The organism is Herbaspirillum autotrophicum (assembly GCF_001189915.1).
GTDB classification, from domain to species: Bacteria; Pseudomonadota; Gammaproteobacteria; order Burkholderiales; family Burkholderiaceae_D; genus Herbaspirillum; species Herbaspirillum autotrophicum.
The window spans coordinates 231,334-257,346 of record NZ_LFLS01000004.1 but is presented as its reverse complement, the minus strand read 5'-3'; the positions used below and the strand labels follow the sequence as shown (position 1 = coordinate 257,346).

At 56.1% G+C, this 26,013-nt stretch carries 24 protein-coding genes; 14 read left to right on the top strand and 10 right to left on the bottom strand.

Going from position 1 to position 26,013, the window contains the following annotated elements; genetic code table 11:
* Nucleotides 1–66: 66 nt before the first annotated feature.
* Genes AKL27_RS05050 through dsbD form a run of 4 tightly spaced genes read left to right on the top strand, consistent with a single transcriptional unit; the run spans nucleotide 67 to nucleotide 3,919 of the window.
* Complete coding sequence (locus AKL27_RS05050) at nucleotides 67–999, top strand: ATP-binding cassette domain-containing protein (RefSeq protein WP_050461688.1); 933 nt, start codon at nucleotides 67–69, stop codon at nucleotides 997–999.
* Between the two features lies 1 nt (nucleotide 1,000).
* Entirely contained in the window at nucleotides 1,001–1,777 is a 777-nt protein-coding gene (locus AKL27_RS05045; RefSeq protein ID WP_050461687.1) for an ABC transporter permease, read from the top strand.
* Between the two features lie 29 nt (nucleotides 1,778–1,806).
* Nucleotides 1,807–2,166, top strand: a complete 360-nt coding sequence (cutA, locus tag AKL27_RS05040; protein WP_050461686.1) for a divalent-cation tolerance protein CutA — start codon at nucleotides 1,807–1,809, stop codon at nucleotides 2,164–2,166.
* Nucleotides 2,159–3,919 (top strand): protein-disulfide reductase DsbD, encoded by a 1,761-nt coding sequence (dsbD, locus tag AKL27_RS05035; RefSeq protein ID WP_157056801.1) that lies wholly within the window; start codon nucleotides 2,159–2,161, stop codon nucleotides 3,917–3,919. Before cutA ends, dsbD begins: the two co-directional genes overlap by 8 nt.
* Before the next feature lie 8 nt (nucleotides 3,920–3,927).
* Here the strand turns inward: dsbD and AKL27_RS05030 are convergent, their stop codons facing one another.
* Nucleotides 3,928–5,076 carry an ABC transporter substrate-binding protein gene (locus AKL27_RS05030; protein WP_050461685.1) on the bottom strand — a complete coding sequence of 383 codons (1,149 nt, stop codon included), beginning with the start codon at nucleotides 5,074–5,076 and terminating at the stop codon, nucleotides 3,928–3,930.
* Between the two features lie 88 nt (nucleotides 5,077–5,164).
* Nucleotides 5,165–6,313 (bottom strand): ABC transporter substrate-binding protein, encoded by a 1,149-nt coding sequence (locus AKL27_RS05025; protein WP_232310903.1) that lies wholly within the window; start codon nucleotides 6,311–6,313, stop codon nucleotides 5,165–5,167.
* A 264-nt stretch (nucleotides 6,314–6,577) separates the two neighbouring features.
* Between AKL27_RS05025 and AKL27_RS05020 the strand changes: the two genes are divergently transcribed.
* From AKL27_RS05020 to AKL27_RS05005, 4 genes are all read left to right on the top strand, one after another.
* Nucleotides 6,578–7,216 carry a peroxiredoxin gene (locus AKL27_RS05020; RefSeq protein ID WP_050461731.1) on the top strand — a complete coding sequence of 213 codons (639 nt, stop codon included), beginning with the start codon at nucleotides 6,578–6,580 and terminating at the stop codon, nucleotides 7,214–7,216.
* A gap of 90 nt (nucleotides 7,217–7,306) precedes the next feature.
* Nucleotides 7,307–8,404, top strand: coding sequence for an NAD(P)/FAD-dependent oxidoreductase (locus AKL27_RS05015; protein ID WP_050461683.1), 1,098 nt, complete (start codon nucleotides 7,307–7,309; stop codon nucleotides 8,402–8,404).
* 47 nt (nucleotides 8,405–8,451) lie between these two features.
* Nucleotides 8,452–8,973 carry a carboxymuconolactone decarboxylase family protein gene (locus AKL27_RS05010; protein ID WP_050461682.1) on the top strand — a complete coding sequence of 174 codons (522 nt, stop codon included), beginning with the start codon at nucleotides 8,452–8,454 and terminating at the stop codon, nucleotides 8,971–8,973.
* Complete coding sequence (locus AKL27_RS05005; protein ID WP_050461681.1) at nucleotides 8,973–9,716, top strand: aspartate/glutamate racemase family protein; 744 nt, start codon at nucleotides 8,973–8,975, stop codon at nucleotides 9,714–9,716. The genes AKL27_RS05010 and AKL27_RS05005 overlap by 1 nt, the downstream gene beginning before the upstream one ends.
* 69 nt (nucleotides 9,717–9,785) lie before the next feature.
* Here the strand turns inward: AKL27_RS05005 and AKL27_RS05000 are convergent, their stop codons facing one another.
* Together AKL27_RS05000 and AKL27_RS04995 are read right to left on the bottom strand one after the other, a co-directional pair.
* Nucleotides 9,786–10,586 (bottom strand): MetQ/NlpA family ABC transporter substrate-binding protein, encoded by an 801-nt coding sequence (locus tag AKL27_RS05000; RefSeq protein ID WP_050461680.1) that lies wholly within the window; start codon nucleotides 10,584–10,586, stop codon nucleotides 9,786–9,788.
* A gap of 119 nt (nucleotides 10,587–10,705) precedes the next feature.
* Nucleotides 10,706–11,656: a LysR family transcriptional regulator gene (locus AKL27_RS04995; RefSeq protein WP_050461679.1), complete on the bottom strand. Its 951-nt coding sequence runs from the start codon at nucleotides 11,654–11,656 to the stop codon at nucleotides 10,706–10,708.
* Nucleotides 11,657–11,836: 180 nt separating this feature from the next.
* Between AKL27_RS04995 and AKL27_RS04990 the strand changes: the two genes are divergently transcribed.
* The 3 genes from AKL27_RS04990 (at nucleotide 11,837) to AKL27_RS04980 (ending at nucleotide 15,879) form a co-directional block, all read left to right on the top strand.
* Nucleotides 11,837–12,976: an iron-containing alcohol dehydrogenase gene (locus tag AKL27_RS04990; protein ID WP_050461678.1), complete on the top strand. Its 1,140-nt coding sequence runs from the start codon at nucleotides 11,837–11,839 to the stop codon at nucleotides 12,974–12,976.
* Nucleotides 12,977–13,010: 34 nt separating this feature from the next.
* Nucleotides 13,011–14,597 carry an aldehyde dehydrogenase (NADP(+)) gene (locus AKL27_RS04985; protein WP_050461677.1) on the top strand — a complete coding sequence of 529 codons (1,587 nt, stop codon included), beginning with the start codon at nucleotides 13,011–13,013 and terminating at the stop codon, nucleotides 14,595–14,597.
* Between the two features lie 82 nt (nucleotides 14,598–14,679).
* Entirely contained in the window at nucleotides 14,680–15,879 is a 1,200-nt protein-coding gene (locus AKL27_RS04980) for an ABC transporter substrate-binding protein (RefSeq protein ID WP_408609755.1), read from the top strand.
* A 68-nt stretch (nucleotides 15,880–15,947) separates the two neighbouring features.
* Here the strand turns inward: AKL27_RS04980 and cuyB are convergent, their stop codons facing one another.
* The 6 genes from cuyB to yihA all read right to left on the bottom strand — a co-directional run bounded on the left by cuyB (nucleotide 15,948) and on the right by yihA (nucleotide 21,606).
* On the bottom strand, nucleotides 15,948–16,658 hold the full coding sequence (gene cuyB / locus AKL27_RS04975; protein ID WP_050461675.1) for a cysteate racemase: 711 nt from the start codon (nucleotides 16,656–16,658) through the stop codon (nucleotides 15,948–15,950).
* A gap of 8 nt (nucleotides 16,659–16,666) precedes the next feature.
* The gene (locus AKL27_RS04970) at nucleotides 16,667–17,482 is read right to left on the bottom strand and encodes an ABC transporter ATP-binding protein (protein ID WP_050461674.1); all 816 of its coding nucleotides are present in this window, start codon (nucleotides 17,480–17,482) and stop codon (nucleotides 16,667–16,669) included.
* A complete protein-coding gene (locus tag AKL27_RS04965; RefSeq protein WP_050461673.1) occupies nucleotides 17,479–18,252 on the bottom strand; it encodes an ABC transporter permease in 774 nt (257 codons plus the stop codon). The genes AKL27_RS04970 and AKL27_RS04965 overlap by 4 nt, the downstream gene beginning before the upstream one ends.
* Nucleotides 18,253–18,277: 25 nt before the next feature.
* Entirely contained in the window at nucleotides 18,278–19,309 is a 1,032-nt protein-coding gene (locus tag AKL27_RS04960) for a taurine ABC transporter substrate-binding protein (RefSeq protein WP_050461672.1), read from the bottom strand.
* Between the two features lie 314 nt (nucleotides 19,310–19,623).
* Nucleotides 19,624–20,637, bottom strand: a complete 1,014-nt coding sequence (hemB, locus tag AKL27_RS04955; RefSeq protein WP_050461671.1) for a porphobilinogen synthase — start codon at nucleotides 20,635–20,637, stop codon at nucleotides 19,624–19,626.
* A gap of 219 nt (nucleotides 20,638–20,856) precedes the next feature.
* Nucleotides 20,857–21,606, bottom strand: a complete 750-nt coding sequence (gene yihA, locus AKL27_RS04950) for a ribosome biogenesis GTP-binding protein YihA/YsxC (RefSeq protein ID WP_050461670.1) — start codon at nucleotides 21,604–21,606, stop codon at nucleotides 20,857–20,859.
* Nucleotides 21,607–21,806: 200 nt separating this feature from the next.
* Between yihA and AKL27_RS04945 the strand changes: the two genes are divergently transcribed.
* From AKL27_RS04945 to ccsB, 3 genes are all read left to right on the top strand, one after another.
* Nucleotides 21,807–22,472 (top strand): c-type cytochrome, encoded by a 666-nt coding sequence (locus tag AKL27_RS04945; RefSeq protein WP_050461669.1) that lies wholly within the window; start codon nucleotides 21,807–21,809, stop codon nucleotides 22,470–22,472.
* Between the two features lie 174 nt (nucleotides 22,473–22,646).
* On the top strand, nucleotides 22,647–24,749 hold the full coding sequence (locus AKL27_RS04940; protein WP_050461668.1) for a cytochrome c biogenesis protein ResB: 2,103 nt from the start codon (nucleotides 22,647–22,649) through the stop codon (nucleotides 24,747–24,749).
* Nucleotides 24,750–24,866: 117 nt separating this feature from the next.
* The gene (gene ccsB / locus AKL27_RS04935; protein ID WP_050461667.1) at nucleotides 24,867–26,012 is read left to right on the top strand and encodes a c-type cytochrome biogenesis protein CcsB; all 1,146 of its coding nucleotides are present in this window, start codon (nucleotides 24,867–24,869) and stop codon (nucleotides 26,010–26,012) included.
* Nucleotide 26,013 lies beyond the last annotated feature (1 nt).

Here is a 26,013-nt window from a genome sequence, read left to right as displayed (position 1 = left end):
AAGAAAAGCCAGGCTTAGCCTGGCTTTTTTATTGGGTGCCGGGATCAGAAAATATGGATAGAAGACATGCAGGAATTACCCATACTCAGCGTTAACGGACTCTACAAGACCTACGGCAACGGCAGTGCGCGTACCACGATTGTCGACGGCATTTCCTTTTCATTGAAACGCGGCGAGTGCTATGGCTTGCTGGGCCCCAACGGCGCCGGCAAGACCACCACGCTGCGTCTGTGCCTGGGATTGACGACTCCCGATGGCGGCGATATCCAACTGGCGGGAAAGCCGGTACCGGCCCAGGCAAGAGCTGCACGCATGCAGGTGGGCGTAGTGCCGCAGGCAGACAATCTCGATCCGGATTTTACAGTGCAGGAAAACCTGCTGGTCTACGGCCGCTACTTCGGCATCGCCGATGCCGTCATGCTGGAACGGATACCCGAACTGTTGATATTCGCCAATCTGCAAGCCAAGAAGGATGCGCGTATCGGCGAGTTGTCCGGCGGCATGAAACGTCGTCTTACGCTGGCCAGAGCCCTGGTCAATGACCCCGACATCATTTTCATGGACGAGCCGACCACCGGCCTCGATCCTCAAGCCCGGCACATGATCTGGGAGCGTCTCAAAAGCTTGCTGTCCAAAGGCAAAACCATTTTGCTGACCACCCATTTCATGGATGAAGCCGAGCGCTTGTGCGACCGGCTGGCCGTGATTGATCATGGCAAGATGATTGCCGAAGGCTCGCCGCGCTCCTTGATCGTCGAGCATATCGAAACGCAGGTGGTGGAAGTCTACGGCGAGAGTGCCCGTGCCTGGGGTGAACGCCAGGGCAAGGAACTGGCGGGACGCATCGAATACAGCGGCGAAACCGTGTTCTGCTATACCAACAGCGTACAACTGCTGCTGTCCAGCCTGCAATACGCGGAAGGCGTGCGTTATATGCATCGCCCGGCCAATCTGGAGGATTTGTTCCTGAAGCTGACCGGTCGCGAGATGAGGGATTGATATGAATGCCACATATGCGATACCGCGTTTCTCTACGCGTTTTTACCCGATCTGGAGACGCAATTTTCTGGTCTGGAAAAAACTGGCGTTTGCCAGTGTCATCGGCAATATTGCCGATCCCCTGATCACCCTGATTGCATTCGGTTACGGCCTCGGCAGTTTGCTCAGCCACGTTGGCGGTGTGCCCTATCTGCACTATCTGGCATCCGGTTCGATTTGCATGTCGGTGATGATGGCCGCCTCATTCGAAGCCTTGTACTCGGCGTACTCGCGCATGAGCGTACAGGGCACCTGGGACGCCTTGCTGAATGCGCCGCTGGCCCTCGACGACATCGTGCTCGCAGAACTGTTGTGGAGCGCCACCAAATCGTTGTTCAGCGGTGTCGCCATTCTGGGCGTGATCTTCGCGCTCGGCATCGGCCTGCATCCGCAGGTCTTGCTAGTGCTGCCATTGCTGTTTCTGATCGGGATGACGTTTGCCGCGCTCGGTCTGATCATGAATGCGCTGGCGCGCGGTTATGATTTCTTTACGTATTATTTCACGCTGATCCTGACGCCGATGGTGTTCCTGTCGGGCGTGTACTATCCTGTGACGCAATTGCCTGACTGGCTGCAGCTGATCTCGCGCATCTTGCCGCTGGGTGCTGCAGTCAATCTGATTCGGCCGTTGATACTCGGCACCTGGCCGCCGCATCCGGTGATGGATATCGCCATTTTGTGCATGTATTGCTGCGGCGGATTTTATGTGGCAATGATTCTGACCCGGCGCCGTTTCTGAGCCGGCCGGAATTGCAGCGGGAGAGTGAAATGACAGTACCAGCGACAGCGGAACTGGCAGGGCAGGCATTATTGGTGATGGCCAATGTGCCGGATATCGCGGCGGCAACATCGCTGGCGCATATTCTTGTGGAACAAAGGCTGGCCGCGTGCGTCAATATCTTGCCTGCGGTAAAGTCGGTCTACCAATGGCAGGGGAAAGTGGCGCAAGCCGAGGAAGTCAGTCTGCTCATCAAGACCACGCAAGCGCGCTATCCTGAGCTGGAAGCGACGATCAAGAAAAATCATGTCTATGATGTACCGGAAATCATTGCGTTGCCGATTACCGGTGGTTTGCCTGCTTATTTGCAGTGGCTCATTACAGAAACAAAGAAAGAAATGCATGTTTAAGCAATTGTCTGCAATCGTCCGCCGTCCGCGTGCGCTCCTGATGCTTGGTCTGTTCCTGGTGGCAGCAATCTTGTTGCAACCGAAGGTACGGGCAGAAGAGTATCTGGCGCCGGAAGTTGCATTCAGGTTTTCCGCCAGCATGGTCGACGCCAGGACTGCGGAAGTGGTGTACGACATTGCCGATGGCTATTACATGTATCGCGACCGTTTTCACTTCGCAGCACAGGGGGCAACGCTGGGAACGCCGGTCATTCCTCCGGGCAAAGTGAAGTACGACGAAAACTTCCAGAAGGAAGTGGAAACCTATCATCACCGTATCGCGATTCGCATACCGGTGGACGCAGCAGGCACTTTTCAACTGACCTCAACCGCGCAAGGCTGTGCCGATGCCGGTCTGTGCTATCCGCCGATGGATACGCCGGCGACCTTGTCGCCGGACGTGGTCGGCAAGTCCGTCGGTCCCGCCATTGCAGATGCCGCGCCGTCATCGCTGTCGGATCTCGAAGGCATTGCAGCGACATTGAAGAGTGGAAAATTGCTGGCGATTCTGTCCCTGTTTTTCCTGCTCGGCCTGGGACTTTCATTCACGCCCTGCGTGTTGCCGATGTTGCCGATCCTGTCGTCGATCATTGTCGGCGAAGGTGCGCAAACCAGACGTGGACGCAGCTTTCTGTTATCGGTGATGTATGCGCTCGGCATGGCACTGGTCTATACGATTCTTGGCGTGTCGGCCGGTCTGATCGGTGAAGGCTTGTCGGCCGCATTGCAAAATCCGTGGGTGCTCAGCCTGTTCGCGTTGTTGATGGTGGGCTTGTCGTTGTCGATGTTCAACGTCTACCAATTGCAATTGCCGGCGTCGCTGCAATCGAAGTTGAGCGAGGCTTCCGGTAAACAAGGCAGTGGCAAACTGGCCGGTGTATTCATCATGGGCGCGATCTCGGCATTGATCGTCGGCCCTTGCGTAGCGGCACCGCTGGCCGGCGCATTGGTGTATATCAGCCAGACCCGCGATGTGCTTACCGGCGGCAGCGCGCTGTTCGCGATGGCGGTCGGCATGAGTGTGCCGTTACTGTTGATCGGTGCCTCGGCCGGCACCTTGTTGCCACGCGCCGGCGTCTGGATGGAGTCGGTCAAGCGTCTGTTTGGCGTGCTGATGCTGGCCACTGCCTTGTGGATGGTATCGCCGGTGATTCCGGCATGGTCGTATGTCGCAGGCTGGGCCGTGCTGGGTATCGGTTACGGCGCTTATTTGTTGTGGCAGCCGCAGGCCAGTTGGGTAGCGCGCGCGTTCGGACTGGTGTTTGCCGCGCTGGGCCTGTTGCAACTGGTGAGTGTTGCAACAGGCGGCCGCGATGCCCTGACGCCGTTGTCACATCTGGGCGGTGCGCCGGCCGCGCATACCGAATTCATCCGGGTCAAATCGAGTGCCGAACTCGATGCTGCGCTGGCGAAAACCAACGGCAAACTGGCGATGCTCGATTTTTATGCGGACTGGTGCGTGTCATGCAAGGAAATGGAAAAATTCACCTTTACCGATGCAAGCGTGAAAAGCCGGCTGGCGGACATGGTATTGCTGCAGATCGACGTCACCGCCAATAATGCTGACGACAAGGCGATGCTCAGACGCTTTCAGCTGTTCGGTCCGCCGGGCATCATTTTCTTTGATGCCAAGGGACAGGAACTGGCGGGCAAGCGGGTCGTCGGTTTCCAGAACAGCGACAAGTTCTTGCAGTCATTGGATGCGCTGCGGTAGTTTCTGTATCAGTTCAGGAATTTGCCATCGCGTGAAATGGCCGTCATGTCGATGAATTTCGACCCTTCATGATTGGTGGCAGAAAACTGAATGCCGAAACCTCCGACATCGTAATTGTCATGCCGTATCGTTTCGAGCGCGCGAATGAATTTTTCCCGGGTCGGGTTGAGGCCGGCACGTCGCAATCCTTCCACCAGCACTTTGGCGGCAATGAATCCTTCGAGACTGGAGAAGTCGAGCGTCTGAATGCCGCTTTGGGCAAACGCTTTCTGATACTCGCCAACCACCGGGCGCGATACCTGCCATGGAAACGGCACGATCTGCGAGATCACCACGCCAGCGCCCTCGGTACCGAGGGTGCTGAGCAAAGCCTGACTGCCGATAAACGACATACTGTAAAACTGACCGCGATAGGATTGGGCACGCAAGGCCTTGATCAGTGCTGCGCTGGAGTTGTAGGTACTGACCAGCAACACGGCATCGGGGCGTAACGGCAGAATCGCTGCCACGGCTTCACTGACGTCGGTGCTGTTTTTTTGTACCGGTGTGGCGACCAGCAGCCTGCCGCCCTTTTCGCGCAGCTTTTCTTCAATCCCGGCCAGCCCGGTGCGTCCATAAGCATCATCCTGATAAAACACGGCCAGATTTTTCAGCCCCATGGTCATCAGTTGCGTCAGCAGAAATTCGATTTCATCACGGTGGCTGGCGCGGATATTGAATATCAGGCGATTGAACGGTGTGCGCAGAGAACCATTGCCGGACATCGGTGCGAAGAACGGAATTTTGGCCTTGCTCACCAGCGGAATGACGGCTTTGCTGGTAGGTGAGCCGACATAGCCGAACAGACCGAATACACGATCTTTCTCAATTAACTGCACGGTATTTTTCAGGGCCAGATCAGGATCATATTGATCATCGAGGGCGCGAATCTCTATCCGGCGTCCATACACACCGCCTTTGCTATTGATTTTATCCAGATAGACCTTGGCGCCGAGACTGAACTGAATCCCGAGTGGTGCGGTAGGGCCGGTAAATGCCGCCGACTGACCCAGCAAGATCTGGTTATCGGTAATGCCAGGCTCAGCCCGGGCCGCGGGCGAAAGCAGCGCGGCGAGCGTGATGCAAAGCAGGAAAACCGAATGTTTGCGACCAGCCATTTCCCCCTCCTCCTGATATCGACTGCAATGTCATATACGGTGTATGACAAATGGAAGAATTGATTATGGCCTCTATCGTAACATTGCTCTAGTTGATGAAACGGGCATCCGAAGAAATCGCTGTCATATCGACAAAGGCCGAGCCGCAATGGTGTTTCGCCGAGAAATTGATATTGAAACCGCCAATATCGTAATTGCCGGTGTTGATGGTACGCAGGGCTTTGATGAGTTTGCTCCGGGTCAGATGTTTGCCGGCACGCCGGATACCTTCTACCAGCACCTTGGCAGCGATAAATCCTTCCAGGCTGGAGAAGTTCACATTGGCGCCATCAGTGTCGCCATAAATCTTGTGATACTCGTTGATGATGGGAATGCGCGCCTTCCATGGAAACGGCACTACCTGCGAAATGACCACGCCGACGCCGGTTGATCCGAGAGCTTCGGCCAGTGCCTGACTGCCGACGAAGGACAGATTGTAAAAATCGCCCTTATAGCCTTTGTCCCGCATTTTCTTGATGAAGGCCGCCGCCGAGACGTAGGCGGTGGCCTGAATGATGACTTCCGGCTGGTACGGCAAAATGGTGGCGACCGCATTGTCTATGTCGGCGCTGTTGCGGATGACCGGTGCCGATACCACCACATGCCGCCCTTTCTCCTTGAGCTTGATTTCGAGCGCCGACAATGTGGCACGACCGAAGTCGTCGTCCTGATAGAACACTGCCACACGGCTTTTGCCGGTACCGGCCAGTTGCTTTACCAGATACTGGATTTCGTCGGCATAGCTGCTGCGGATATGAAAAATGAGGGGATTGAAGGGATCCCGCAGCGATTTGGCACCTGAGACCGGCGCAAAAAAGGGAATCTTTTCCTTGCTGATCAACGGCAAAACCGCATTGCTGGTAGGGGTACCCACATAACCGAACAGGGCGAAAACCCGTTCCCGATGAATCAGGCGATTGGTATTCTCAATGGTCAGCGCCGGTTCGTACTGATCGTCAATGGCAATGATCTCCAGTTTCCGGCCATAGATGCCGCCCTGTGCATTGATCATGTTGAAGTATGCCATGGCGCCACTGCTGAACTGGATGCCGAGACTGGCAGAGGGACCGCTGAAGACTGCTGACTGGCCGATCAGAATGCGGTTATCGGTAATTCCGGTTTCGTCGCCGGACGGCGTTGCCAGGGCAACTCCGCCATGGAACATGGCAAACAGTATCAGGCAGCGTAGTGTTTTCATGGGACCTGTCGAAAAATTCGCTCAGATTTGTTGTCGTATTAACCATAACGACGATGGCTAATTCTAAATGTTTCTATTGGGAAATATAAGATGGGTTGCGTATTTTCTTTTTTCCGCCAGCGGGTTTGCCTGCAAGAGCCCGGCGTCTTGGGTTCACGGGCTAAATAGCATTCTGTTATTTAGATACTCGTTATTAGTTGTTGGGCTGGCCCGCGACCATGGCTATAGTGAGAAACTGGCATTTTTCGTTACATGGAGATTGATATGACACTGCGACTAGGCGATACAGCACCCGATTTTGAGCAAGATTCTTCCCAGGGCAAGATCAAGTTTCATGAGTGGGCAGGGGATTCCTGGGTAGTGTTGTTTTCCCATCCTGCGGACTTTACGCCGGTATGCACCACCGAACTCGGATTGACGGCCAAGCTGAAGCCCGAGTTTGACAAGCGCAATGTGAAAGCATTGGCACTGTCGGTGGATGCGGCGGAGTCGCACAAACAATGGATCAAGGATATCGAAGAAACCCAGAACACCGTGGTCGGTTTCCCTATCGTTGCCGACACTGACAAGAAGGTCGCCGATCTGTATGACATGATTCATCCGAATCAGTCGGGTACGGCAACGGTGCGTTCCTTGTTCATCATCGATCCGAAAAAGACGATTCGTCTGATCATTACTTATCCGCTGAGCACCGGCCGCAACTTTGATGAAGTGCTGCGCGTGCTGGATGCATTGCAACTGACCGACGGTTACACGGTAGCGACACCGGGCAACTGGAAAGATGGCGATGACGTGATCATTCCGCTGACCGTCAAGGATGAAGAAGTCATCAAGCAAAAGTATCCGAAAGGCTACAAGGCAGCCCGTCCGTATTTGCGACTGACGCCACAGCCTAACAAGTAAGGGCAGGCGTTTCATCAGCATCGGCCTCGTTCTGAACGGGGCTTTTTTTATGTGGCGCCGGCAATCCCGGCGCTGCTTTGGACATTGAGCATGTATATCGTTATCGGCGCCGGCATCATCGGCGCTTCCATCGCCTATGAACTGGCGCGCGCCGGGACTGCGGTCACTGTCATCGATGCCGGTCGTATCGGCGGCGGTACCAGCAGCGCCAGTTTCGCCTGGGTCAATTCACATAACAAGGCGCCGCGCGCGTACCACGAACTGAACGTCGCCGGCATGCGGGCGCACGCGGAACTGCGCAACCGTTTCGAACAGTCCCCCTGGTGGCACGGCGGTGGCACCATTGAATGGGAAGGTAGCACCGACCCCGGGCGCTACCGTCAAAAAGTGGCGCTGCTGCAATCATCCGGATATGCCGCGCAATGGCTTGACGCCGCGCAGGTACGCGAACTGGAACCGGATATTGATACCGGGGCCATTGGCGATGCTCCAGTCGCTTTTTTTCCTGATGACGGTTGGGTTGACCCTGTGGTCTACAGTCAGGCTTTACTGGCTGCGGCTCGCCAACATGGCGCCCGCATTCTGCCGCATCTGGGTGTCACCGCGATCCGTCGCCAAGGCACTCAGGTGACCGGTGTGACTACCGCTGATGGCGGCACGCTTGATGCCGACGTCGTCATCAACTGCACTGGTCGCTGGGCCGATCAGGCAGCCTTTCCGCCAGCACTGCAAATTCCAATGGCACCCTCGGCCGGTTTGATGTTGTTTACGCCGCCGGTTGCCAGTAGTGTGCAGCGCGTGATTTTTTCACCGCAGGTACACATTCGGCCCGATGGTGCGGGTCGTTTGCTGATCTGTCGCAATGATCTGGATCTGGCGCTCACGGCCGATACCATTCCCGATCCGCGCTGGCCTCAGGTCGCGGCGCTGCTGCAGGCTGCCGCCATTGTGCTGCCGGTGTTGCGCGGGGTGCCGGCAGAAGCACTGCGTATCGGCGTGCGCGCCATTCCGGCAGATCAGTTTCCCGCCATCGGCGCGCTGCCTGATACCTCCGGCTACTATGCCGCGGTCACCCACAGTGGCGTAACGCTGGCACCGTTTATCGGTGCGGCAGTGGCCGATGAAATTCTCAATGGTGTATCACGCCCGGAACTGACGGATTTCCGTCCGGGCAGGTTCTTTCACTGATTCACCATTCTCTTCACGCAAATCAAGGTAAGCAAGGAAAAATTCACATGGCAAGAATCAATCTCGTAGAGCGCGCAGCGCTCGATGAAGCACGGCGCGAAGCATTCGATCAGGAAATCGCCAGAGTAGGTTCGGTCACCAATATGAAGGGGACCATTTTGCATTCCCTGCCGGCCCATCTGGCCTATCACGGTTCGTATCTGATCAAGGCAGAACTGATCAAGCTGCTCGGAAAGCGTGCCTTCAATATCTATGCGCATGCCATTTCGTCGGCATCCGATTGCCTGTTGTGTTCGACTTATTTCCGGCGCGCACTGGCCGCAGAAAACGTCGCGCCGGCAGAGTTCCAGCCGAACGAGGAAGAGCAATTGCTGATCGATCTCGGCAGCAAGATCGGCGGTCGTTCGATGCAACTGGATGAAGCATTGTGGGCGCGTCTGAAACAGCGTTATGACGACACGGCGATTGTCAATCTGATCGGTTTTGGCGGCACCATGGTCGCGACCAATATCTTCAACAGCATATTGGAAGTCGATCTGGATGATTCCCTACTGGATCCGGCGCAATAATGACCACGACTTTTGAAGGATTGAATGTGACAGCGGCAAAGAAAACGTATTACGGCGTGAGTATCGGCATCCTCATGGTCAAGACGCATTTCCGACGCTACCTCGGCGACATCGGCCATGCCGGTACCTGGCCGTTTCCGGTGCAGTACCGCATCGTCGAAGATGCCGTGCCGGCCAAGATGACCGACCTGCACAACGTCAGTTTGCTGGAGCCGTTCAAGAAAGCCGCGCTGGAGCTGGTAGAAGCCGGTGTCGATGGTATCACCACGACCTGTGGTTTCCTGTCGATCTATCAGCAAGAGCTGGTGGATTTTCTTGGCGTGCCGGTGGCCACCAGCAGTCTGTTGCAGGTGCCGCTGGTGCAGCGGATCATTCCATCGAAGCAGCGCGTTGGCATACTGACATACAACGCCGAAGCATTGGGCGGGAAATATCTGGAAGCCGTCGGCATTGCCGCCGATACGCCGGTGTATGGCATGCCGCAAACTTCCGAGTTCGTGCGCTCGATCAAGGAAGGTGACGATACCGTGCCGTATCAGGTATTGCGACAGGAGGTGCTGGATCTGGCGGCGCGCATGCTGCGCGAAAATCCCGACATCGGCGCCATCGTTTCCGAATGTACCAATCTGGCGCCGTTCACTGCGGACATCCAGCAAGCCTTCGGCATTCCGGTATACGACACGGTATCGATGGTGACCTGGTTTCAGGCCGGCTTGCGACCGCGACGTTATCCGGCGGAATAAAAAAAGAGCTTGCGATTATTATCCGCAAGCTCTTTTTGATGGTGTCATGTGTGCTTCAGGCGATGCCCATTACCAGGCTGGAATCACCGTGCCATTGAATTTTTGAATGATGAATTGCTTGATGCGATCCGATTCGAAAATCTTGATGAAGCGTGCAATCCGGGGATCATCCTTGCGGTCGGCGCGTGCCGCCCAGATGATGGCCCATTGCGAGGTCTGATCTTCCAGCAGCAATGCATCTTTTGGATTGAGTCCTGCCAGTACGCCCTTGTTCAGCGTGATGACACCGGCATCGATATCCACCAGTACGCGCGGCAATTGCACTTCGTCGAGCAACACAATGTTGAGCTTCTTCGGATTTTCGGCAATGTCGGCGACGCTGGCATTGGTGTTGGCATTGGCTTTCAACTTGATCAGGCCAGCCTTTTGCAACAGGAACAAAGCCCGTGCTTCGTTGGCCGGATCGTTGGGGATACCGATCTTGGCGCCGTTCGGGAATGACGTCAGCGATTTGTGTTTGGAAGAATAGATGCCGGCCGGTGCGACATAGCTGGGTTTGATCGACACGATCTTGTAGCCGCGCGATTCATTCTGTTTTTGCATGTAAGGCACATGCTGGAAATTATTCAAATCGATGTCGCCGGCTTGTGTCGCCTCATTGATCTGCGTCGGTTCGGTGAATTCGATGACCTTGACCGGAAAGCCTTGTGCGTTGGCAATCTTGGCGGCCTCTTGCAAGAAGTCGCTGAAGGGGCCGGGAGAGGCACCGATGCGCAGCGGGGCGTCGGCTGCTTGCGCCGCAGCGGCGGAAAATGTGAGCGATGCGATGACAAGCAAATTGCGGACTAAACTGGATTGAAACACGTTCATTTTCCCTGACTGTGAATTGGCGATTGATTCTAGCAGCGGAAAATCTGATTACTAAGGACGTATTTCTCAACTCCATATGCGTTTTTCTTCTATTGATTTTCAATCTTCGGCGACAGTGTTCATTGTTCTGTCGCGTCGCTCTCCGGCAGCGGCACTTCGGTGAATTCCTTGATGAACAACTGTGCCACGGGCGACAACGGTGTATCGCGGCGGGTGACGAGCTGATATGGCTCGCTGCGCGATTGCAATTGCAGCGGCAGGATGCAGGTCATGCCAAAGCCGGTGCAAAATTGGGCCACGTCCACCGACATCAATGCCACGAACAATGGATTTTTTTGCAGCAGGGAGAGTGTAGTGAAGGCTGAGGTGGTTTCCAGCAAGTGCAAGGGGAAGCGCAGATCGGCTTCATGAAATTCCCGTTCCAGCGACAGTCGCATCGGCATGTTGGCGGAATACACCACCCAGCGTGACTCCGCCAGATCGGCCAGTTGCAATTGCGGTTGTGCTGCCATCGGATGGTTGACGTTGGCGACCACTGCCAGTTGCTCGTTGTGAATATTGACGCTGTCATATAAGTAAGGGCGCTGGCTGATGCTGGTGCGGCAGATCGCCATATCCAGACGACCCTGGTCGAGCAAATGCAACAGGCGTGCACTGGTGTCTTCGACAATCTCTACCGACAAGGCCGGGCGCTTCTCCAGCAGACGCGACAAGGCATCGGTCAGCAACGGTACGGCGCCCATGATGACCCCCAGTGCCAGCCGGCCGCCATGACCTTGCATGATGCCTATCATTTCTTCGCGCAGATGCGCGAGATCGGTGTGGATCAGCCGCGCATAGCGGATGACGCAATGGCCGAGGTCGGTCGGTTCCAGGCCGCGATTGGTGCGTACGAACAGCTGCGCTCCCAAGGTCAGCTCGATTTCCTGCAAAGCCTTGCTGGCACCGGGTTGCGTCAATGCAACCTGTTCCGCCGCGCGCAGCAGCGAACCGTGGTCGGCAAGGGCGATCAGCAGGCGCAATTGCTTGAGATGCAGGCGGGAGGTGATGGAACTGAGCGAAGGCAGCATTTGGTATGAGATGAAGTTATAGCTGTATCAGAAGCTCTCATTAGTCAAAGCACCTGCTTTGGCTTAGAGTTTTGCCTCAAAAGCTTGTTCTGTCTGGGGTGATCCCACGAAAAGACAAGTCTGGATGCATGTTGCGACGGTGACTATGCAAGTATATCTATAACTTTGAGGCTATGTGCAATGGCACTGATTAACTATATTACCCAGGTTCAATTTGACTTCGGCGCGCTGGCGTTATTGCAGCAGGAATGCGACCGCATCGGCATTCGCCGTCCGTTCATCGTTACCGACGCCGGCATCAAGGCCGCCGGGATTATTGATAAGGTGCTGGCACAACTGAAGAACCCGGCTGAAGCCGGCGTGTTTGATCAGACGCCGCCGAACCCGAACGAAGGTGCAGTACGCGCTGCGGTCCAACTGTATCGTGACGGCGGTTTCGACGGCATCATCGCCGTCGGCGGCGGTTCCTCGATCGACCTCGCCAAGGGCCTGGCGGTGTGCGGTACCCACGAAGGTCCATTGAAGAGCTTCGCCGTGATCGAAGGCGGCATGGCCAAGATCACCGCAGCGACTGCACCGGTGATCGCCATTCCCACCACTGCCGGTACCGGCAGTGAAGTCGGGCGCGGCGCCATCCTGATTCTTGACGACGGTCGCAAGGTCGGTGTGTTGTCGCCCTATCTGGTGCCGCGGTCGGCGATTTGCGATCCGGAGCTGACACTGAATCTGCCGGCCATGATGACGGCGGCCACCGGCATGGATGCGATTGCCCATTGCCTCGAAACCTTCATGGCGCCAGCGTTCAATCCGCCGGCAGACGGGATTGCGCTGGATGGTCTGTGGCGTGCGTGGGCGCATATCGAACGTGCGACCAAAGAGCCGCATGACCGCGAAGCGCGTCTCAACATGATGAGCGCATCGATGCAGGGTGCGATGGCATTCCAAAAGGGCCTGGGCTGTGTGCACAGCCTGAGCCACTCGCTCGGCGGCATCAATCCGCGTTTGCATCATGGCACCCTGAATGCCATTTTCCTGCCGTCGATCATTGCCTTCAACAAGGATTCCGATTCCGTCATCAAGGAAAAGAAACTGGAACGCATTGCGCAAGCGATGGGTTTGAAAGATGCAGCGGAAATCGGACCGGCCATCAAGGCGCTCAATCAGCGTCTCGGTTTGCCTGCCGGTTTGAAAGAACTGGGCGTGACCGAAGACATGTTCCCCAAGATCATTCAGGGCGCACTGGCCGACCACAGCCACAAAACCAATCCGCGCGTCGCTTCCGAAGCAGACTATGCGCGCATGCTCAGCGAGTCCATGTAATTCAGTGTCATTTCAGGCAATCAAGGAGTTTTAATTGGCTACAACCATTCTCGGTCATAACTATATCGGCGGTCAGCGCAGCGGTCAGGGCAACGTCACATTACCAAGTCTTGCTGCTGCCGGCGGCGATGTTTATCCGGTCGCTTTTGTGCAAGCCACTGAGCAGGAAGTCAATGCGGCAGTAGATGCTGCGGTACAAGCTTATCCTGCATATCGTGCATTGTCAGCTGAAGTGCGGGCGCAATTTCTGGATGCCATCGCTGATGAAATCGATGCATTGGGTGATGATTTCATCGCCGAAGTCTCGCGTGAAACCGCGCTGCCGGCAGCGCGCCTGCAAGGTGAACGCGGTCGTACCAGCAACCAGATGCGCCTGTTCGCCAAGGTCTTGCGTCGCGGCGATTTTTATGGCGCCCGCATTGATACCGCGCTGCCGGCACGGCAACCGCTGCCGCGTCCGGATATCCGTCAATACAAGATCGGCGTGGGTCCGGTCGCGGTCTTCGGTGCCAGCAACTTCCCACTGGCATTTTCGGTGGCGGGTGGCGATACTGCGGCCGCGTTGGCAGCAGGATGCCCGGTAGTATTCAAGGCTCACTCGGGTCACCTGGTGACATCGGAACGCGTGGCAGACGCGATTGCGCGTGCGGTCAAGCGCAGCGGCGTGCCGGCTGGCGTGTTCAATATGGTCTACGGCAGCGTTGGCGGTCAATTGGTTAAAGCGCCCGGCATTCAGGCGGTCGGTTTTACCGGTTCCCTGCCTGGTGGCCGCGCCCTGTGCGATATGGCAGCGGCACGTCCGCAACCAATCCCGGTGTTCGCCGAGATGTCCAGCATCAACCCCATCATTCTGTTGCCGCAGGCACTGGAACAACGGGGTGAGCAGATTGCCAGGGAATTGATCGGTTCGGTCGTGGTCGGTTGCGGCCAATTGTGTACCAACCCTGGTCTGGTACTCGGCGTGCGTTCACCTGCGTTCACGCAGTTCGTGGCGCAATTGCAGGCGGCGATGGCAACTCAGGCGCCGCAAACCATGCTGAACCGCGGTGGTCTGGACAGTTACTCTTCAGGTGTACAGCGCCTGCGTCAAATCGCCGGCGTCGAAGTGCTGGCCGCAGGCGGCGAGAGCGCGACGCAAGCCGTACCGCATTTGTTCAAGGCCGACGCCTCGGTGTTGTTCGGCAAGGACTCGCCGCTGGAAGATGAAGTGTTCGGTCCGGCCACAGTCGTGGTGGAACTCGACAGCCGCGACCAGTTGTTGGATTTCGCACGCAACATGCATGGTCAACTGACGGCGACATTGCAGGCGCAACCGGATGATCTGCATGCGCACCAGGATTTGATCGCCTTGCTGGAGCAGAAAGCCGGACGCTTGCTGGTCAATGGTTATCCGACCGGCGTCGAAGTATGCGATGCCATGGTGCATGGCGGTCCGTATCCTGCGACTTCCGATGCCCGCGGCACTTCGGTGGGGACGCTGGCGATTGAGCGTTTCCTGCGTCCGATCTGCTACCAGAATTATCCGGATGCATTATTGCCGCAGGCACTGCAAAATGCCAATCCGCTTGGTATTCTGCGGCTGGTTGATACCGAGCAGACCCGCGCGGCAATCAGCGCATAAGCGATAGCAATCCAATGCAAGAATCTGCCCTGTCGTCATGACAGGGCAATGTCAAAAAAATGAGGAGATGATTTTGAAGAAAATGTTGAAACTGGCTGTGCTGTCCGCTTCGCTGTGCGCGGCCTTCGGTATGTCGGGCAATGCCGCTGCGTCTGGTGATGTCATCAAGATCGGTTTCATCACCGACATGTCCGGCACGTATGCCGACTTCGACGGTCAGGGCGGTGTAGAAGCGATCAAGATGGCAATCGCTGATGCCGGTGGCAGCATCAATGGCAAGAAGATCGAACTGGTCGTCGCCGACCATCAGAACAAGGCTGACATCGCCGCCAACAAGGCGCGCGAATGGTTTGACCGCGACGGCGTCGACATGCTGATCGGCGGCGTCAATTCGGCAGCCAGCCTGGCCATGGGCAAAGTGGCCGGTGAAAAGAAAAAGGTTTTCATTTCGGTGGGTGCCGGCACTACCCGTCAAACCAATGAAGAGTGCAATGCCTACACCATTCAGTACGCATATGACACCACGGCGCTGGCACGCGGCACCGGTGCGGCGATCACCAGGCAAGGCGGCAAGTCGTGGTACTTCCTGACTGCCGATTATGCGTTTGGCACATCACTGGAAAAAGACACCTCCGAAGTGATCAAGTCGAGCGGCGGTAATGTGGTTGGTCAGGTTCGCGTGCCGCTGGCAACGTCCGACTTCTCCTCGTTCCTGTTGCAGGCACAAGCATCCAAGGCGCAGATTCTGGGTCTGGCTGTTGCCGGCGGCGACGTCATCAATGCCATCAAGGCAGCCAATGAATTCGGCGTGAACAAGACGATGAAGCTGGCGGGTTTGCTGATCTTCATCAATGATACTCACTCACTCGGTTTACAACTGACACAAGGCATGTACCTGACGGATGGCTGGTACTGGGATCTGAACGACAAGTCGCGTGCCTGGGCCAATCGTTACTTCATGAAGATGAAGAAGATGCCATCGATGTTCCAGGCAGGTGATGCTTCGGCCGCCACGCAATATCTGAATGCGGTCAAGGCAGTCGGCAATACCGATCCGGACAAAATCATGGCGTACCTGCGCAAGACACGCATCAATGATTTCTTCACCCAGAACGGTGTAGTGCGTCCTGACGGCCGCATGGTGCATGACATGTATTTGATGGAAGTGAAAAAGCCATCTGAATCCAAGCGTCCATGGGATTACTACAAGCTGGTGCAGACCATTCCCGGCGAACAAGCCTATATGACCAAGGCTGAATCCAAGTGCGCGTTGTGGAAATGAATGATTGAGTAAAACGGTTTGAAGTTCTTGGCGGCGTATTGCGGTTGATACCGGAATGCGCCGTTTTTTTATGGCTGCGGATGAGCGGGATGTGACCGCCAGTATTGCACGCAGGTTTTGGCCAGTGCGCGATTGGTGTCGATCGCGCGCGGCAGCAAGTCGGAACGCACGTGTTCCAGTCCCAGCCCCACTTCAGTACACGCCAGCAACAAGGTGTCGGCGCCACGGACCATCAACTGTTCCGCCGCTTGTTGCAGCAAGTCGCCGCCGCGATCCAGCTGACCATTCTTGATGGCATAACAACCGGGCATGAATAACTGATCCAGCTCCTGTTCGGTGTTGATGACACAGGTCAGATTCAGCGCCGCCAGGCGTTCCTGATAAATGCCGGCCTGGAACGCACCGCGCGTCGCCAGTATGCCGATAGTGCCGGGATTGTCGCCAATCAGCGCCAGGGTGGCATCGACGATATGAAACAGCGGTGCAGCACTGGCAGCTGCCAGTTCATTGAACCAGTAATGCGCGGTATTGCAAGGAATCGCAATGCGCGTGGCACCGGCTGCATTGAGTACGGCAATCCCTTGCAGCATGGCCGGCAACGGTGACTCACCGATGCCGGACAGGGCGACCTGACGATCCGGTATCTGGGGTACATTCCAAAGCAAGACCGGGACGTGTTCCTGTTCGCGTGCGGTGATGGTTTCATCCAGAATCTTGCGCGTGAAATCCACCGCCGCCAACGGGCCCATGCCACCGAGAATGCCGATCAGGGGTTGCATGCCATCTCTCAGAATGCGTCCGCCGTCATGCTCTTGTGGGCCTCTTCGCGCACGATGTGCAGGATCTTTTGTTTCAGGACGCCATAGGCAGGATCGGCGACCAGCTCTTCGACGTCGCGCGGCCGTGTGAACGGTGACTTGAATTCGGCGCGGATTTGTCCCGGACGTGCCGCCATGACCAATACCCGGTCTGCCAGAAACAAGGCTTCGTCGACATCGTGCGTAATGAACAGAATGGTGGTGCCGGTGGTTTGCCACAGGCGTGTCAGTAACTCTTGCATCATCAGACGGGTTTGTGCGTCGAGTGCACCGAACGGCTCATCCATCAGCAGGATTTCGGGATTCGGCAACCATGCGCGTGCCAGTGCCACCCGTTGTCGCATGCCGCCTGACAATTGCCATGGCATGTGATGCTGGAAATCCTGCAGCCCGACCAGTCGCAGATAGCGTTCTGCATCCGGCAGATAGCTGGCCGTTTTGGCGCCCGCCATGCGCGGGCCGAAGGTGACGTTGTCGAGCACCGAGAGCCATGGAAACAACGTCGGTTGTTGAAACACCACGCCGCGCTCGGGACCCGGCCGGCTGATCTTTTTTCCATCCAGCAGAATCTGACCGCTGTCTGCATGTTCGAAACCGGCAATCAGATTGAGGATGGTCGATTTGCCGCAACCCGATGGCCCGAGCAGGCACACGAATTCGCCTTCGTCCATGCGCAGGGAAATGTTGTCCAGCACCGGTGTCGTGGTGTCGTTGCGATTGCCGGGAAATGTCTTGTTCACGCCAATCAGTTCAATGCGTGAAGGAGAAATGACGGGTTGGTTCATGATTCGCGTCCTGCCCAAGGGATGAAAGAGCGCTGCAGCAGCACCAGCAAATAATCGAACAGATAACCGATCCCGCCCAACAACAAAATGCCGAGCATGACGACATCCGTGCGCAGATAGGTGCCGGCATTGATGACCATCCAGCCGAGGCCGGAAGTGGCCGCCACCATCTCGGCGGCAATCAGCGAGGTCCAGCCGATACCGATGGACAGCCGTACGCCGGTGAAGATTTCCGGCAACGCATTCGGCAATACCACCCGCGTAAATAATTGACGCCGGTTGGCACCCAGCGATTGCGCTGCGCGCAGACGATTTTTGCTGACGCCGGCCACGGCCGCTGCCGCACTGACGGTGACGCTCAGAAAACAGGAAATGAAAATCAGGAAAAACTTTGATCCTTCATCGATGCCGAACCAGACCACCGTCAGCGGAATCAGGGCGATCTTTGGCAGCGGACGCAGGAACTGGACAAACGGATCAAGGATGGCGCTGGTCACCGGAGATAATCCCATTGCCAGCCCCAGCGGAATACCGATGATGATGGCGGCGATAAAGGCCAGTGATGCGCGCAGCACACTGATCAGGATGTGATGCGACAAGGGCACCTGACGGTAACCGCCTTCGATGATTTCAGCGGTACTGTGCAGGATTTCGGTCGGGGGCGGCAGCAGCAAAGGATCGATCCAATGCAGACTGCCGGATAACTGCCAGACGCCGAGTACCAGCGCCACCGCGCCGGTACTGATTGCAGCGCGTTGTAATGCATGCATGCTGTTCTCGATACTTGATGCCGTACTACTTGGCGGTCGATTGCTTTAAGTACGTGGTGTTGATTGCCGGTGCAAATGATTCGGGCACGTCACTCTTGCGCAGGTCACCAATTTCTACCAGGAAGTTGGCCGTATCCTTGGCCGCTTTGGCGATACCGGACGTTGCCGTGGTGGCGCCGTTGCCGAGAAATGCCGGAGACAATTGTTCGGCGCTGGAAGGATATTCAAGACCGGTCAATACGCTGCGCGCACTTTCAAAAGGAATGTCCAGATGCTTGGCGATCAGTTGTGCCGAACCGTCAGGATCTTTCTTGTACTGATCCACTTTTTCCTGATAAGTCCGCAGGAACTTGACCAGCAATTGCGGATATTTTTCTGCAAATTCTTTACGCACCACGAAGTTGTTATAGATCAGATAGCCGTCTTTTTGCAGTTGCTTGGTGACGAAGATTTCGTGACCGCCGTCAGCTTCGAATTGTTGCGTGAATGGTCCCCAGACATAGGCCGCATCAATGTCGCCGCGCTTCCATGCCGCCACTTGATCGGCTGGTTTGAGTGGCACCAGTTTGATCTTCGACTTGTCGAGGCGATTGACCTTGATGGCCAGTTCCAATGCATATTGGGCAGTGGAGTTGGGCGGATAGGCGACCGTCTTGCCTTCGATATCCTTGATGCTGTTGATGTTCTTGCTCTTGCGGCCGATCAGGCGTTCGCTGGTGGCGATCACTTCCGGTATGCCGATGATTTCGATCGGCAGTTTGCGGGCAATGCCTGCGACTGCAGGGCTGGAGCCGAAGCGCGCGATATCGATTTCCTTGGCGGCAAACAACGACAATACATCGGCGCCGGTGGCAAACGGAATCCAGCGCACATTGGTGCCGACGGATTTGTCGAATGACTTGTCGATTTTGCCGAGAATCCAGACCCGCGGTCCGCCGGCCCATGCCAGCCGGACTTCGGCTGGTACATCTTCGGCGTGGGCGGCGCTGATGCTGGAAAATCCCAGTGCGGCGATAGCGGCCACAATGGATCCCTTGATGAGATGATGCAATTTCATTCCCGACTCCCTGATGATATTTGGCTTGTATGCCGTTGTACGGTCATCCATAAGGAAGGGCGCCGTTCAGGCGCCGTGCCAACAGAACCGGAGTCTGTGCCGACTCCGTATGTGCCGACTATAAAGAGAGTTGCCGCTTTATAAAAATACCAAGATGGAGATTGCATATCCGGTTTTCAGATATGCCGGGCGGCAGGCGGCCAATGAGTGAGGGTAAGGATTGTTGATGAGCAGAAATGACGATGCCGGAAAACAGGTGAACTGTTTTCCGGCATCGTGGGTAGGGCGAAGGACTGCAGAGTGATCGGCGGCGATCAGGCTTTTTTCAGCAGGCGGGCAATGTCGCGCGCGAAATAAGTCAGCACGCCGTCGGCGCCGGCGCGCTTGAATGCCAGCATGGCTTCCATCATGCTCTTGTCGTGATCGAGCCAGCCGTTCTGTGCCGCTGCCTTGATCATGGCGTATTCGCCGCTGACCTGATAGGCAAACGTCGGCACCTTGAATTCATCTTTTACGCGACGCACGATATCCAGATAGGGCATGCCGGGTTTGACCATCACCATGTCGGCACCTTCTTCGAGATCCAGTGCCACTTCACGCAACGCTTCATCGCTGTTGGCCGGATCCATCTGATACGTGCTTTTGCTGCCCTTGCCGAGATTGGCGGCAGAGCCGACCGCGTCGCGGAACGGACCGTAAAAGGCGGATGCATATTTGGCCGAGTACGCCATGATGCGGGTATGAATGAATTGCTGTGCTTCAAGTGCATTGCGGACGGCACCGATGCGGCCATCCATCATGTCCGAGGGGGCGACGATGTCGACGCCGGCCTGCGCTTGTGTGAGCGCCTGCTGCACCAATAATGCGGTGGTTTCATCATTCAATACATAACCGTCGGCATTCATGACGCCGTCCTGGCCGTGGCTGGTGTACGGATCGAGTGCGACGTCGGTCAGGATACCCAATTCCGGAAAGTGCTTTTTCAGTTCGCTGACGGCGCGCGGAATCAAACCGTCCGGATTGATGGCTTCGATGCCATCCGGTGTTTTCAGCGACGGGTCGATGACGGGAAACAGCGCCAGTACCGGAATGCCCAATGCCACGCATTCTTCTGCCACCGGCAGCAACAAGTCGACCGACAAGCGCTCGACGCCGGGCAGTGAGCCGACGGCAGTGCGCTGATTCTGGCCTTCCTGGATGAATACCGGGTAGATCAGATCTGAAGCAGTGATCACGTTTTCCTGCATCAGGGCGCGCGAGAACGCGTCCTTGCGCATGCGGCGCATGCGGATGGCTGGATATCGGGCGGATGTCGATGCGTAAGTCATGTAGATTTCTCGCTAATTTTTCTAACAGAATTCAATGAAAAACTGATTAATTGTCGATAAACAAATTTTTTCCTGCGAGGGGAAACTTTTTTGCAGGGCAGGGTTCTGACGCTTAGGCAATTTATGTTGCCTCCCGCTTCCCCTTCCCTCCCTGAGCGGGGCTGATCGTGCAAACAATCAGCGTTTGCCCTGAAGATGCTGGTCATCTTCAGGGCATTTTTATTTCTGCTCGTCGCTTTGGGCGTTGTCTGGCGGCGTGTCGCTGTCGGCGGCGGCTCCGGTTTCTTCTGAGGCATCCGGTTCCGGCGCGTTCAGTCCGGCCAATTCCAGAATGCGGTCATTCGCTTCTTCCAGCCCGGTCCGCTTCAAGGCAGAAAAAAGCTGCGCCGTGAACGGAAACGGCTTGCCTTCGGCATCGACATAGCTGGACAACACGGTGCGGGCCTGACGCAGGGCGTTGGCGGCATCATTGCGGTTGAGTTTGTCGGCCTTGCTCAAAATGCAATGCATCGGCTTGCCGGTCGGTGCAAACCACTCCACCATTTGCAGATCGAGTTCGGTAAACGGACGGCGCGAGTCGATAATCATGACCAATGCGGCCAATTGTTCGCGGCGGCGGACATAGTCGCCGAGCAATTCCTGCCAGTGCAATTTGGCCGAACCGGACACTTCGGCGTAGCCATATCCCGGCAAATCGACCAATAATGCGCGGATTTCGTCGACTTTTGTCTCATCTTTGCGATGTTGCCCGACATGGGCACCACCAATCGAAAAGTAATTGATATGCTGCGTCCGGCCCGGTGTTTTGGAGGCGAAGGCCAGTTTTTTTTGATTGCACAACACGTTAATGGCCGTGGATTTGCCGGCGTTCGAGCGGCCGGCGAAGGCGATCTCGGGGACGTGCGTATTTGGCAAATCACGGAGATGGTTGACCGTGGTAAAGAAGCGGGCTTGCCAAAGTTGGGACATAGTTTGAGCAGAAAATGCAGTAGGAGGGGGCGAAAATGCCGAAAAGCTATTGTACAATAAGGGGTTATCTCTTGTTGCGTTGAGTCTGGGGAGCACTTTTTCGCAGTTAGCCATAAATGGCAGGGGAAGGGCAGTCAAAAACAACGCGAAGCCGCCGCCAACAGGGCAGAATCTTAAAATCAAAGTCTCAGGGTGTTTGAATGAACCGTGCCTTTTCTCCATTATTAAAATCCATATTTGTTGCATTGCTGGCAGTTTCTGCGCTGGCACATGCGGCTGACGAAAAGGCGGCCGTTGCCGTCAAGGCCGATCCGGCCAAGGGCGAGGCGCTCTACACCAACGGCGATGCCACCCGCAATATCACGGCATGCGTCTCCTGCCACGGTGCTGCAGGCAATTCGACCATTTCCGCCAATCCGAAACTGGCCGGCCAGCACGCTGCCTACCTGGTCAAGGAACTGACCAATTTCAGAACTGCCGATCGCAATAATCCGATCATGTCGCCACTGGCCAAGGCCTTGTCCGACGAAGATCTGAAGAATCTCGCCGCCTATCTGAGCGCACAGGCACCGAAGCCGGGCGCTGCCAAGAACAAGGACACACTGGAATTGGGCAAGCATATCTACCGCGGCGGTATCGCTTCGAAGAATGTTCCGGCCTGCGCCGGCTGCCACAGCCCGAACGGTGCCGGCATTCCTGCGCAGTACCCGCGTCTGGCAGGACAGCATCAGGATTACACGGCCGCCGAGCTGACCAACTTCCGCAGCGGGGCTCGTACCAACAGCCCGCAGATGACGACGATTGCAGAGCGTCTGTCGGATAAGGAAATCAAAGCTGTTGCAGACTACATCGCCGGTCTGAAGTAAAAAACAAAGAATGGTAGGAGGGGGTGGCTAAAAGCCGCCCCTTTTTTTTTACGAAAGCGAACGCAATCACAGGTTTGACGATCCATGTAGCAGCCGGATGGATTTCCGAGATGGCGCAACTGCACCATGCCGGTTTCCGGATTGGGCAGGCCAGTATTTTTTAGAGACAGGTATATGACGGACAACACCGCAGGCATTCAACTGAAGACCAAGCAACGCTGGGTTGCCGAGGCGGTTGAGTTGTTTTCCTCGATGCGTTTTGCGATCAGCCTGCTGACGCTGATTGCGATTGCATCGATCATCGGCACCGTGCTCAAGCAAAACGAGCCGATGCCGAACTATGTAAATCAATTCGGCCCGTTCTGGTTTGAAGTCTTTGCCAAGCTGGGTTTGTATGCCCTGTATTCGGCCTGGTGGTTCCTGCTGATCATGGCGTTTCTGGTGTTGTCCACCTCGCTGTGCATTTCCCGCAACGGTCCCAAGATGCTCAAGGATGTCAAGAGCTGGCGTGAAAATGTGCGCGAACAGTCGCTGCGCAACTTCCACCACAAGCTCGAATGGACAGCACCCCTTGCGGTCGGGGATCTGGCCAGACAATTGATTCCGCGGATTGTCAGCAAGGGCTACAAGGTCAAGGTTGTCGAAAAGGACAATGCAACGCTGATCGCCGCCAAGCAGGGCGCAGGCAACAAATGGGGTTATATCTTCGCCCACGCCGCGATCGTGATCATCTGTCTCGGCGGTTTGCTCGACTCTGATTTGCCGATTCGTTTCCAGCAATGGTTTTACGGCAAGGTACCGTTTTCGGGTAACGGCATCATTTCCGAAATTCCGGAAAAGCACCGCCTGGGTCTGGGCAATCCGACCTTCCGCGGCAATACATTGATTCCTGAAGGTGCCAGCAGCAGTACGGCAATCATTCCGCAACAAAGCGGAGTGATGATTCAGGATCTGCCATTCACGATCCAGCTCAAGCGTTTTGTCATCGATTACTACTCGACCGGCATGCCGAAGCTGTTCGCGAGCGATGTGGTCGTGCGCGATCATGTCACCGGCAAGGAATTCCCGGCCACGATCAAGGTCAACGAACCGCTGATATTCAACGGTGTGGCGGTGTATCAGTCGAGCTTCGAAGACGGCGGCAGCAAACTGCGGCTGACCGGGCACTCGATGACCGGCGGTCAGGACAAGGTATTTGAAATCGCCGGTGAAGTGAATGGCACGACACCGCTGACGACTGTCGGCGACAATGAATACACGGTGGAGTGGTCGGGTTTCCGGCCGTTCAACGTCGAAAACATGAGCAATAACAATGATGCCCGCTCGGTGGCCCAGAACAAGAGCCTCAACAGCAAGTTTTCTTCCAGTCTCGACAAGCATCTCGGCTCCGGCGCCAAGAACGCCAACAGCAAGGATTTGAAAAACGTCGGTCCCAGCGTGCAATACAAGCTGCGCGACAAGACCGGGCAGGCGCGTGAATATCTGAATTACATGCAACCGGTGCAAGTCGATGGTGCCTATGTGTTCCTGGCCGGGATGCGCGATACCCCGGCCGAGCCGTTCCGTTATTTGCGCATTCCCGCAGATGACGAAGACAGCGTGGTCGAATGGATGCGTTTGCGCGCGGCACTGGTGAATCCGGCCATGCGCGAACTGGCAGCGCAACGTTATGCGAAACATGCAATGACCGGCAACGATGTGCCGGAACAGTTGCGCATGCAATTGCAGCAATCGGCGCTGCGCGGATTGACGATCTTTGCCGGCAACGACAAGGAATTCGGTTACATCGCGGTATCGCGCTTCCTGGAAAATGTACCGGCCGCAGAACAGGAAAAGGCCGCTGACATTTTCATGAAGATTCTCAACGGCGGCATGTGGGAGTTGTGGCAGGCGGCGCGCGAACAGGCCGGTCTGAAGGATGTGCCGAGCGACGAGAAGCATGCCCGTTTCCTGCAATTGTCGACCAATGCCCTGGCCGATGCCGGCTTCTACCATGCGCCGGTTTATCTGCAATTGACCGGATTCGACGAAATCAAGGCGTCGGTTTTTCAGGTGACACGTTCGCCGGGTAAAAAAGTCGTGTATCTGGGTTGCCTGTTTCTGGTGCTCGGCGTGTTCTCGATGCTGTATATTCGCGAACGTCGTCTGTGGATCTGGATCCGGCCGCAAGACGATGGCGGATCACATGCATTAATGGCAATGAGTTCGCAACGCAAGACGCTGGATTTCGAAAAAGAATTTGAGACGCTCAAAGCGAAACTGACGCAATCGGCGTAAGCTTGCGCCGCATATGAACGATTATGGCGGCATGCCGTAGCGACTATTTTCCTGTACGTATATATCCGGTCATGGAGGCATGTAGGATAGCGTGCAGGAAGGGAATTGGAGAACACGATGGAACTGACTCAAACCTATCAACAGGAGCCGGGATTTTTCAAGCGCCTGAGCGTGCTTGACTGGCTGTATGCCCTGGCGTTGGTGGCGGCCTCTCTGTTTGCGCTGAATCGCTATGGCGCGCATATGGATTATTACGAAAAGGGCGTGCTGCTGCTGGCGGCGCCGACCTTTGCCTGGCTGGGCTGGAACTGGAAATCGATACGCTGGCTGATGGTGGTGCTGGCAGTCTTGTCGCTGTCGGCCATCGCGCTGTATGGCGGTTCGCTCGACATGGCCGAGAAGAAATTCTTTCTGAAATACATTCTCTCCAGCCAATCGGCAATCTTGTGGATGAGCGCGCTGTTTTTCCTGTCGACACTGTTTTACTGGGGCGGCCTGATTGCACGCTCCGAAACAGGCGGCGCGATCGGTTCCAAGCTGTGCTGGGCGGCCGTGATTCTTGGTTTCACCGGCATGCTGGTGCGCTGGTATGAGTCCTACCTGATTGGCGCTGATATCGGTCACATTCCGATTTCCAATCTGTATGAAGTATTCATCCTGTTTTGCATGATCACCGCATTGTTCTATCTTTACTATGAGCAACATTACGGTACCCGTCAGTTGGGCGCGTTCGTGCTGCTGGTGATTTCTGCGGCGGTCGGTTTCCTGCTGTGGTACACCGTGTCGCGCGATGCGGCCGAGATCCAGCCGCTGGTGCCGGCCTTGCAAAGCTGGTGGATGAAGATTCACGTACCGGCCAACTTCATCGGCTACGGCACTTTTGCCCTGGCGGCCATGGTCGCGGTGGCGTATCTGCTCAAATCCAAAGGTTATCTGGTCGATCGTCTGCCGGCGCTGGAAGTACTGGACGACGTCATGTACAAAGCCATCGCGGTCGGCTTCGCCTTCTTCACGATTGCTACCATTCTGGGCGCCCTGTGGGCGGCCGAAGCATGGGGCGGCTACTGGTCCTGGGATCCGAAAGAAACCTGGGCGCTGATCGTCTGGCTCAATTACGCTGCGTGGTTGCATATGCGGCTGATGAAGGGCCTGCGCGGACAAGTGGCGGCATGGTGGGCACTGGTCGGCTTGCTGGTGACGACGTTCGCGTTCCTCGGCGTCAACATGTTCCTGTCCGGTTTGCATTCTTACGGCGAGCTTTGAC